We start from the raw sequence: 9,044 nt of genomic DNA, 5'->3' as shown, positions 1-9,044 counted from the left end.
GCCCAGCAACCTCGCGCCAGGTTGCTGGGCCGCCGTCAGGTAGCAATAAGGGGAGTCAGCGGACTTCGATGCTGTAGCTGTAGCCCTGTTCGGTGAGGAAGCGGCGGCGCTGAGCGGCGAAGTGCTCATCGACGGTATCCGCGGCGACGACGGTGTAGAACGTGGCCGAGCCCTGGTCTTCCTTCGGCCGCAGGATCCGTCCGAGGCGCTGGGCCTCCTCCTGCCGGGATCCGAAGGCTCCGGAGACCTGGATCGCCACCGAGGCGGCCGGCAGGTCCACGGAGAAGTTCGCGACCTTCGAGACGACGAGCACCGGGATCTCCCCGGACCGGAACTCACGGAAGAGCTCCTGGCGCACCGACTCGGGAGTCTGCCCGGTGAGCACGGGCGCACCGAGTTCGGCTCCGATCTCCTCGAGCTGATCGAGATACTGCCCGATAACGAGGATCTGCGCATCCGGATGATCGGCGACGAGCTCGGACACGATCGTCAGCTTCGCATCCGACGTCGCCGCCAGCCGGTACCTGTCCTCGCCGTCGGCGCGGGCATACGCGGTTCGGGTTCCGCCGTCGAGGCGGACGCGGACTTCATGACAGGCGGCCGAGGCGATGTACCCGAGCCGTTCGAGTTCCTTCCACGGCACCTCGTACTGCTTGGGCCCGATGAGGGAGAACACCTCGTCCTCGCGTCCGTCCTCACGCACCAGCGTCGCGGTCAGGCCGAGGCGACGACGAGCCTGGAGGCTTGCCGTCAGCCGGAAGATCGGTGCCGGCAGCAGGTGCACCTCGTCATAGATGACCAGACCCCAGTCCTTGGCATCGAGGAGCTCGAGGTGGAGGTACGAGCCTTTCCGCCGGGTGGTGAGCACCTGGTAGGTGGCGATGGTGATCGGGCGGATCTCCTTCGTCGATCCCGAATATTCGCCGACCTCGTCCTCGGTCAGGGTTGTGCGGCGCAGGATCTCGTCCTTCCACTGCTTGGCCGAGACCGAGTTCGTCACGAGGATGAGCGTCGTCGTCTGCACGCGAGACATGGTGGCGACACCGACGATCGTCTTCCCGGCACCGCAGGGCAGAACGACGACCCCGGACTCACCGGACAGCGACTGGTCGATGGCCTGCTTCTGGTAGTCGCGCAGATGCCACTGACCGCCGTGGGCATCATCGGACAGTGAGATCTCGTGGGCCTCGCCGTCGACATAGCCGGCATGGTCGGAGACCGGATGCCCCAGCTGCAGCAGCGCGTGCTTGAGTTCGCCGCGCTCGGACGGGTGGACCAGGACGGATTCGGCATCGATGCGTTTGCCGAACTTTCCGACGAGATCGGGCTGGCCGACGAGCTCGTCGAGCAGTCCCGTCTCCGTTGCGGTCAGGGTCAGCCCGTGGATCGGATGGTCGATGAGCGTGAGCACACCGAAACGGTCCATGATGTCGACGATGTCGACGAGGAGTTCGTGCGGGACCGGGTACTTCGCGAATTCGAGGAGCACGTCGACGACGGATTCGGCATCATGACCGCTGGCGCGTGCGTTCCACAGTCCCAGCGGAGTGATCTCGTAGGTGTGGATGTACTCCGGGGTCCGCGACAGCTGCGCAAACGGGGCGATCGCCACGGCCGCCTCGACGGCGAGGGGATGTCCCGATTCCAGCAGCACAGTCCGATCGGACTGCACGATCAACGGACCATTCATTCAATACTTCCCTTCCCGAAGTGTGATGACACCAGAGGACACAACACGTCCATCACCCCGATTGTTCCCGCTCCGAGCTACCTGACGGGGGCCCAGATACCTGGCGCCAGGTTGCTGGGACGCCGTCAGGTAGCAATTAGGGGGAGGGGGTTACGGAGACGATGCGGGCGACGGCCAGGGAGGCCTCGGCTCCGGTGGTCGTCACCACTCCGCGGACGCGGCCGGCGTTGAGGGTGGCCGGCAGCATCTCGATCGTCCGCTCCTTGCCCTGCGAATCGGCGATCCGGATGAGCACGCGCTGCTTCGCCTCCGCGGCCTCCCGCAGCCGGTCCATATGACCCAAGGGCTCATCCGTGCTCACCTGCGCGGCCGCCGCGGCCGGTGCCGAACGCAGGATCCGCATGTACTCGCCGAGGTGGCCGTCACTGACCCGCGGACGTCGCCTGACGCTGACCTCGGGTTCCGATTCCGTGATCACTCGACGCTTGCGCACCGGTCCGGCCGCCGAATGCAGCAGAGCATGATGATCCCCGGCTTCGAGCAGATGCATCGTCCGCTCCGGTCCGAGTTGGGCGATCGCGACCGTCGGGGCCAGGCGTTCGAGTCCGGCCGGCATCATCGCCTGATCGGAGAGAATGACATCGAGGTCGACCGGATCGTCGACGATGAGCACTGCCCGAGCCCCTGCCACCCGCACCCGGCGCAGCTTCGACGCCGTGTTCTGCACGAGGAACTCCAGCGTCGACGGCAGCTCTTCGGCACTGATCTCGGCGAGCTCGGCCAAGGCCTCCTCCGGAGTGAGACCGGCCTGCATCGTGTCCTCGATGGTCTCTGCGTCGATGCGATAGACGGTGCCCTGACCACGAGCCTCGACGACCGCATACTTGCGCAGAATTTGGTGGACCCGCGGTTCGATCGGGCCGGTGGCCACGGCGGTGAGATCGGACTGGATGAGCACGGTGTCGACCTCGGCGCCGAGCCCCTCGGTGACCGCGGCGATGACGTCCCCGGGCACGGTCAGGGCTTCGACTGACACACCCAGGGGCAGGATCGAGGGGTCCTGCTCGGCGTGCTCGGCCATCGCCCGATCCAGTCCCGCGGCCAGGCGGAAGCCGAACCGGCTCGGCCCGAAATGATCCGGCTGCTGCAGCGGTGTCGTCGCCAGGCCGAAGGTGACGCAGGTGTGGAGAACGGCTTCGGTCATCGCGAACTCGTGTGCCGGCAGCAGCGGGTGGCGTCGGAGCACCTCGGCGTGGATCCATCCGGCCGACCGTGCCGATCCCAGACCGATGTCGTGGAGCACCGAGAGCACGGCGAAGCGTAGCAGCGGCATTGCCGGCACCGACAGCCCGTACCCCTTGAACAGGGACTTCTTCGGGGCGGCGAGCACGGTGAGGCGTTCGTTCTCGCTCGCGCCTGCCGCCAGCTGAGTGACATCGAGCAGTTCGCGCAGCCAGGCCCCGACAAGTGCGGCCCACAGTTCGGCACGGTCGCCGGCGAGGGCGGAATCGGCGTCATCGGCGGCCGTCCATTGCGGGTCGAGGGCATCGTCGAGGACCCCGATGAGGTGCAGCGACTTCGCCGCCAGAAGCAGTGTGATCGTCTGCTCGAGATTGAGCTCGAGGCTGCGGGCGAGTCGGGAGACATCCCGTTTCGAGATGCCGCCGCTGGTCAGCCGGGAGATCGGGGAGGCGGCGAGTTCATCGACGAGTCCGCGCAGGGACGAGATGACCTCGGCCACGGCGGCCTGTTCGCTGTTGTGGATGAGCGGCTGGCCGATCGTGGCCGTGGACGAATCGATTGCGGACCCATCGATCTGCCACGGGTAGGCCCGGGAGGATTCGGCCGCAGAAGTCGGCAGCAGGGTGATGGCTTCCGACTGGATCTTCCACACGCCCCCAACCGCGGCCCCAGCAGACCCAGCAGCCCCACCAGACCCCGCAGACCCACCGGCCGGCCATGCCAGGCCGAGGTCGCGCAGGCGGGGGAGTGCCGCCTCGGCGAGGGAGGGGTCGATGTGCGGATTGCCCGTGATCTCGATCTCCGGCGTCGTCCGGGCCGCCTTGGCCAAGGAGATGAAGACCTCGAGCGTCTGCGCATCGAGGGCTTCGATGCCGCGTGAGACCCCGATGCGTGAGGACGCGGCCGCGGCCAGGGCCGCCATCGTCGGGGACTCGGGTTGGAGGAGGTCGCGTCGGGTCCGGATGAAGGACTCGAAGTCGGCATCTGCACTGTGGGACAGCCACTGGCTGAAGGTCATTGACATCGCAGATCAGTCTATCGCGAGGGGTACAATGGAGGGGCAGAATAGGATCAGAGATCAGTCGGAAGGACGCGCATTGTCAGCCACTCGAGTCGACACGACCATCGTCGTCGCCGCGGTTGCCGCCGCAGCCATCGGGGCGCTCGGCCTCATCGGCGTCCTCGGCCAGGCCTGGATGGGACTGACGCCCAGTCCGCTGCTGACCTACCTGCCCATGATCCTCGTTCCCATTGCCGTCATCCTCGCCTGCGTGGCCATGATCCGAGCCGCCATCCGACGCAGACAGACCGGGGTGGGCCACCGCTGAAACCACCACTCATGCCTCACCTTCGCAGGTTCGGGGACGGGCATGAGCCACTACCGCACAACGTGATCAAGGCCGTGCGGATCCCCACCTCGCCGAGGCGGCCGACCACCCCAGCGCGCACGTGCCCGTGATCTCCCGCCGCCGATAGTGAGTTCACCCCCACGGTGTTCACGACCTACCCGGATGAACGAGATCCAGGATTACATGGCCGCGCGACCACGACGGCGCTCGGCCCCACGCACAATACCGCCCGCAGCAGCGGGCACCGTACGATCAGCCCGCCACCGCGGGTACGACCAGACAGAAAGGACATCATGCCCACCGGACGCGTGAAATGGTTCGATGCCGACAAGGGCTTCGGCTTCGTCATCGCCGAGGACGGCTCACAGGCCTTCCTCCATTCCTCCGTGCTGCCCGAAGGACTCGAAGTCACCAAGGGCACCCGACTCGAATACGATGTCGTCGATTCCCGCCGCGGAGCGCAGGTGCTCAAGGCCCGCCCCCTGAACACTCCGGCCAAGGTTGCCAAGGCCCGCCGACGTCCGGCCGTGGACATGGCAGTTATGGTTGAAGATGTCATCAAAGTATTGGATGACCTCAACAACGGACTGCAGCACGGCCGTTATCCGGACCCCACCCATGGGAACAAGGTCGCCAGCCTGCTGCGGGCGATTGCCGACGATTTGGAGTCCTGATGTCATCACTGTTCAGTGATTGGCTGGCCCGGCAGACCGCCGCGCCCGCCGAGAACGACGCCGAACAGACCACCGAGGCGACCCCGGGCGTTGACGCGCCCGCCGCCGCGGGTGAAACGACCGCCGCTGCACGTGCGGTCGCTGGGGATTCCGGCACGACCGCCTCGGCGAAGGAATCGAAGACCGGCCGTGGCCGGTCGAGCACGGAGAAGGTCGTCCTCGACACCCAGCTGGCGGCGGCGATCGACATCGCCCGCACCGCCATCACCGAGGTGGCCGGCACTGCCGTCGTCGGCGAACACCTGGGAACGGTGGCCGAGGCGACCCGCCTGGTCACCCACTACTTCGTGTGCACCGACCCGACCTACCGCGGTTGGCGGTGGGTGGCCGTGCTCGCCCGCGCCCCGCGCGCGAAGAAGGTCACGGTCTGCGAAACCGCGCTGCTGCCCGGACCCGACGCCCTCGTCGCCCCCGAATGGGTGCCGTGGGAGGAACGACTCGAACCCGGTGACATGGGTCCGCGTGACACCCTGCCGAAGCTCGACCAGGACCCGAACCTGCAGCCGGGCTTCCAGCAGACCGAGGACAACTCGGCTGAGAACGTCGACCAGATCGCGAACTTCGAGTTCGGTGTCGGTCGTGAACGCGTGCTCTCCTCCGACGGGCTGAGCGCCGCGGCCAGCCGCTGGGCCGATTCGGACGCCGGACCCGACGGCGAATTCGCCTCCCGGGCATCGGCGAACTGCGGCAGCTGCGGCTACCTCATGCCGATCGCCGGATCGCTGCGACAGAAGTTCGGTGTCTGCGCCAATGCGTGGTCACCGTTCGACGGTCGCGTGGTCGGACTCCAATCCGGCTGCGGAGCACACTCGGAGACGGACGTGCGCAAGCCCGATCACGAGCCCGCTGAAGCCGTCGTCGACGACTACTCCGGCGAACTCGAGTTCCAGGAGGGCTGACACACTCGATGTCCCAGATGTTCCGGTCGCTGTCGGAGCCGAACTACCGGCACTGGTTCGCCGGTGCCCTGATCTCCAACACCGGGACATGGATGCAGCGCACGGCGCAGGACTGGATCGTCCTGACCATGCTCACGGACAACAACGCTTCGGCGTTGGGCCTCACCATGGCTCTGCAGCTGGGACCGCAGCTGATCATGTTCCCGTTCGCGGGCAACCTCGTCGACAAGTTCGACAAACGACGACTGCTCATGGTCACTCAGGCGCTGCTGGGATTCATCGGACTCGTCCTCTTCGTCCTCACCATCACCGACGTCATCGTCCTCTGGCACGTCTACGTGCTCGCGTTCACGCTCGGGATGCTCACCACCCTGGACAACCCGGCCCGGCAGGCCTTCGTCTCCGAACTCGTCGGCGAGAAGCTGCTGCCGAACGCCGTCAGCCTCAACTCGGCGTCCTTCAACGGCGCCCGCATGATCGGCCCGGCCGTCGCCGGTGTGCTCACCGCGGTCATCGGCCCCGGTCCCGTGTTCCTCATCAGCGGCCTCGGCTTCGCGGCGACGCTCACGGTGCTCATCCGCCTCGACAAGTCGCAGCTGCATCCCTCTGGACGGCGCGGCACGGGCGGAGTCCTCGGAGGACTCAGATACCTGCGCAGGCGCCCGGACATCACGGTCGTACTCGTCGTGCTCTTCATCGTTGCGACCTTCGGATTCAACTTCAACATCTACACGGCGACGATGGCGAAGATCGAGTTCGGCAAGGACGCCAGCGGCTTCGGCCTGCTCAACTCCGTCATGGCCATCGGGTCCGTGACCGGCGCGCTCGCCTCGGCCAGGCGGGAGAAGCCCCGGCTGCGGTTCATCTTCGGAGCCGCCGGCGGATTCGGCGTGGCCGTCGGAGTGGCATCGCTGATGCCGAACTACTATCTCTTCGCCGCCTCGCTGATGTTCGTCGGCTTCGCTTCACTGACGATGATGACCTCGGCGAACGCCTATGTGCAGACGACCACGGCCCCGAACTACCGTGGCCGGGTGATGGCGATCTACGCGGCCGTCGTCATGGGCGGCACCCGATCGGGGCACCTCTGGCCGGATGGGTCGCCGATGCCTTCGGACCGCGGATGGCGCTGGGCGTCGGAGCCGCCTCGGGGATCATCGCCTTCGCGGTGGGGCTGCTGTGGATGATCACGGCCAAGGATCTGCGCCTCCACCGGGATCCGAAGTCGCGGATCCGTCTGCACATGAGCTATCAGGGCCGACCACCGGGCGGCACCGGGCACTGACGAGGCCTGGCGGGCAGCTTGTCCGCTGGGAGGCGTTCGGCAGGGTCAGGTCTGTGTGGACGGCGGTGCTCGGAACGGGTCCGCACTGGGCGGGCCCGGAGGTTCGTGTCATAGAATTTCGGTCGACGCCTCGGCGAGGGATTCGAGGGTCGCCCAAAGGAAACGGACGGACTGTGACAACTGACATCATCACCTCGGCGCTCGTGGGCCTGGCGATCCTCGTCGGCTGCCTGGGCATCATCGTGCCGGTGCTGCCCGGGTCGATTCTCATCGCCATCGCGGTGCTCATCTGGGCGATCATCATCGGCGGACCGGCCGCGTGGATCATCTTCGCCATCGTCGCCGTGTTCGTCGCGGCCGGAATGAGCGCCTCACTCGTGCTCACCGGTCGCAAGCTGAAATCCATGCAGGTGCCGAACTCCTCGGTGCTGCTGGGCGGGGTGCTCGCCATCATCGGCTTCTTCGTCATCCCCGTGCTCGGCCTGCCCATCGGCTTCGTCGGCGGCCTCTACCTTGCCGAGTATGCCCGCCTCAAGGACGGGAAGACGGCGTGGAACTCCAGCTGGGAATCGATCAAGGCGATCGGCCTCGGCGCTGCCATCGAGTTCATCCTCGCCATGCTCGCCGCCATCACCTTCGGCATCGGCGTGCTTATCCACTTCTTCGGCTGAGGGCAGCTGGGACCCTTCACGATCACCGGCAGAGCACCGCTCACGGAGCCAGGTGGGCGATCTCCGGTGCTTCTTCGCCGAGGATCAGTCTGGCCACACCATCGCCGATGAGTGGGCCCATCGTGAGTCCGCCGGCGCCGAATCCCGAAGCCAGCCACAGTCCGTCCGCGCCCTGCACCGCACCCGCGTACGGCAGTGCCCCCTCGCGCGTCGACATGGGGCGCACTCCGACGCGGGTCTCGAGAACGGTAGCCTGTGCGAGGCCCGGGGCGATCCGCAGCGCGTCGTCGAGGACCTGCTGCGTTCCGGCGGCAGTGGCGCGGACGTCGAAGCCGACCCCGTCCTCCCTGGTGGCGCCTGCGACGATGCGGCCTCCGTCGAAGGGTGTGATGTAGTGATGGTCGAGAGGGTGAATCGTCGGCCACGGCGATGTGTTGACTCCGCGCAGCTCCAGATGGAGCAGCTGACCACGTTGAGGGACGATCCCCACAGCGTGGCCGAGTCGTCCGAGGAGCTCGGCACTCCGCGCCCCACCTGCGATGACGAGGGCGTCGAAGTCCTCCGTCGCCGAGGTGGTGCGTACCGACCATGTGCCCGCGCTCGATGCGGTGACATCCTGTGCAGAATCTGCGACCGTTCTGGCGCCATGCAGGCGCGCTCCGGTGAGGATCGCATCGCGCAGAACCCGCCCGTCGACACGGCCGCCTCCGGTGATGAGGAGTCCGGTCATGTCCGGAGCGATCGGCGGAAAGATCTCGCGAAGCTCCGCAGCATCGAGGTCATGGACCTCGCCCGCGACGGTCCCCGCGGGCGCGACACGAGAACGGATGGTCGCAGCCGCCTCGGCGAGGGGCCCCGGGTCTTTGTTGACGACGAGGGCACCGGACCTGCGATAGCCGAGGTCGGGGATGCCGAGCGTACGCAGCGCCTCGAGGAACGCCGGATAGAAGTTCCCTCCCGCCGCGTACGTCTCGTAGTAGGCACCGGTGCTCGTCGACACCCACGGTGCGATGATCCCCGCGCTGGCAGCTGTCGCCTGCCCGGCCATGGCATCGTCGACGATGGTGACGTCGACCCCGCGGGAGGCGAGGCCGAAGGCAACACTGGCCCCGGCGATTCCGCTGCCGATGATGCCGACGCGGGCGGAGCTGTCGACGGTGTGTGCAGGCATGTC

9 protein-coding genes are annotated in these 9,044 nt (G+C 67.0%); 6 read left to right on the top strand and 3 right to left on the bottom strand.

Annotation, left to right across the window (positions count from 1 at the left end; all coding sequences use genetic code 11):
* Positions 1-55 precede the first annotated feature (55 nt).
* Both AC2W7L_RS02915 and AC2W7L_RS02910 read right to left on the bottom strand, forming a co-directional pair.
* Positions 56-1,690, bottom strand: coding sequence for a DNA repair helicase XPB (locus tag AC2W7L_RS02915; RefSeq protein ID WP_486003190.1), 1,635 nt, complete (start codon positions 1,688-1,690; stop codon positions 56-58).
* Between the two features lie 136 nt (positions 1,691-1,826).
* Positions 1,827-3,956, bottom strand: a complete 2,130-nt coding sequence (locus AC2W7L_RS02910) for a helicase-associated domain-containing protein (protein WP_486003189.1) — start codon at positions 3,954-3,956, stop codon at positions 1,827-1,829.
* A 73-nt stretch (positions 3,957-4,029) separates the two neighbouring features.
* On the opposite strand from AC2W7L_RS02910, the gene AC2W7L_RS02905 reads away from it, so the two are divergent.
* From AC2W7L_RS02905 to AC2W7L_RS02880, 6 genes are all read left to right on the top strand, one after another.
* Positions 4,030-4,260: a hypothetical protein gene (locus AC2W7L_RS02905; RefSeq protein WP_101543627.1), complete on the top strand. Its 231-nt coding sequence runs from the start codon at positions 4,030-4,032 to the stop codon at positions 4,258-4,260.
* Between the two features lie 314 nt (positions 4,261-4,574).
* A complete protein-coding gene (locus AC2W7L_RS02900; RefSeq protein ID WP_167199047.1) occupies positions 4,575-4,955 on the top strand; it encodes a cold-shock protein in 381 nt (126 codons plus the stop codon).
* Positions 4,955-5,914 (top strand): DUF3027 domain-containing protein, encoded by a 960-nt coding sequence (locus AC2W7L_RS02895; protein ID WP_486003188.1) that lies wholly within the window; start codon positions 4,955-4,957, stop codon positions 5,912-5,914. The genes AC2W7L_RS02900 and AC2W7L_RS02895 overlap by 1 nt, the downstream gene beginning before the upstream one ends.
* 8 nt (positions 5,915-5,922) lie before the next feature.
* Complete coding sequence (locus tag AC2W7L_RS02890; protein ID WP_486003187.1) at positions 5,923-7,101, top strand: MFS transporter; 1,179 nt, start codon at positions 5,923-5,925, stop codon at positions 7,099-7,101.
* The gene (locus tag AC2W7L_RS02885; protein ID WP_486003186.1) at positions 7,038-7,199 is read left to right on the top strand and encodes a hypothetical protein; all 162 of its coding nucleotides are present in this window, start codon (positions 7,038-7,040) and stop codon (positions 7,197-7,199) included. The genes AC2W7L_RS02890 and AC2W7L_RS02885 overlap by 64 nt, the downstream gene beginning before the upstream one ends.
* 173 nt (positions 7,200-7,372) lie before the next feature.
* On the top strand, positions 7,373-7,870 hold the full coding sequence (locus AC2W7L_RS02880) for a DUF456 domain-containing protein (RefSeq protein WP_101554599.1): 498 nt from the start codon (positions 7,373-7,375) through the stop codon (positions 7,868-7,870).
* A gap of 40 nt (positions 7,871-7,910) precedes the next feature.
* On the opposite strand, the gene AC2W7L_RS02875 is transcribed toward AC2W7L_RS02880, so the two are convergent.
* Positions 7,911-9,041, bottom strand: coding sequence for an NAD(P)/FAD-dependent oxidoreductase (locus AC2W7L_RS02875; protein WP_486003185.1), 1,131 nt, complete (start codon positions 9,039-9,041; stop codon positions 7,911-7,913).
* Positions 9,042-9,044: the final 3 nt, after the last annotated feature.

The sequence above is a fragment of the Brevibacterium sp. LAARM3_SD1 genome (genome assembly GCF_057364765.1).
The sequence above is the reverse complement of the archived record's forward strand: the minus strand, read 5'-3'. Positions and strand labels throughout refer to the sequence as shown.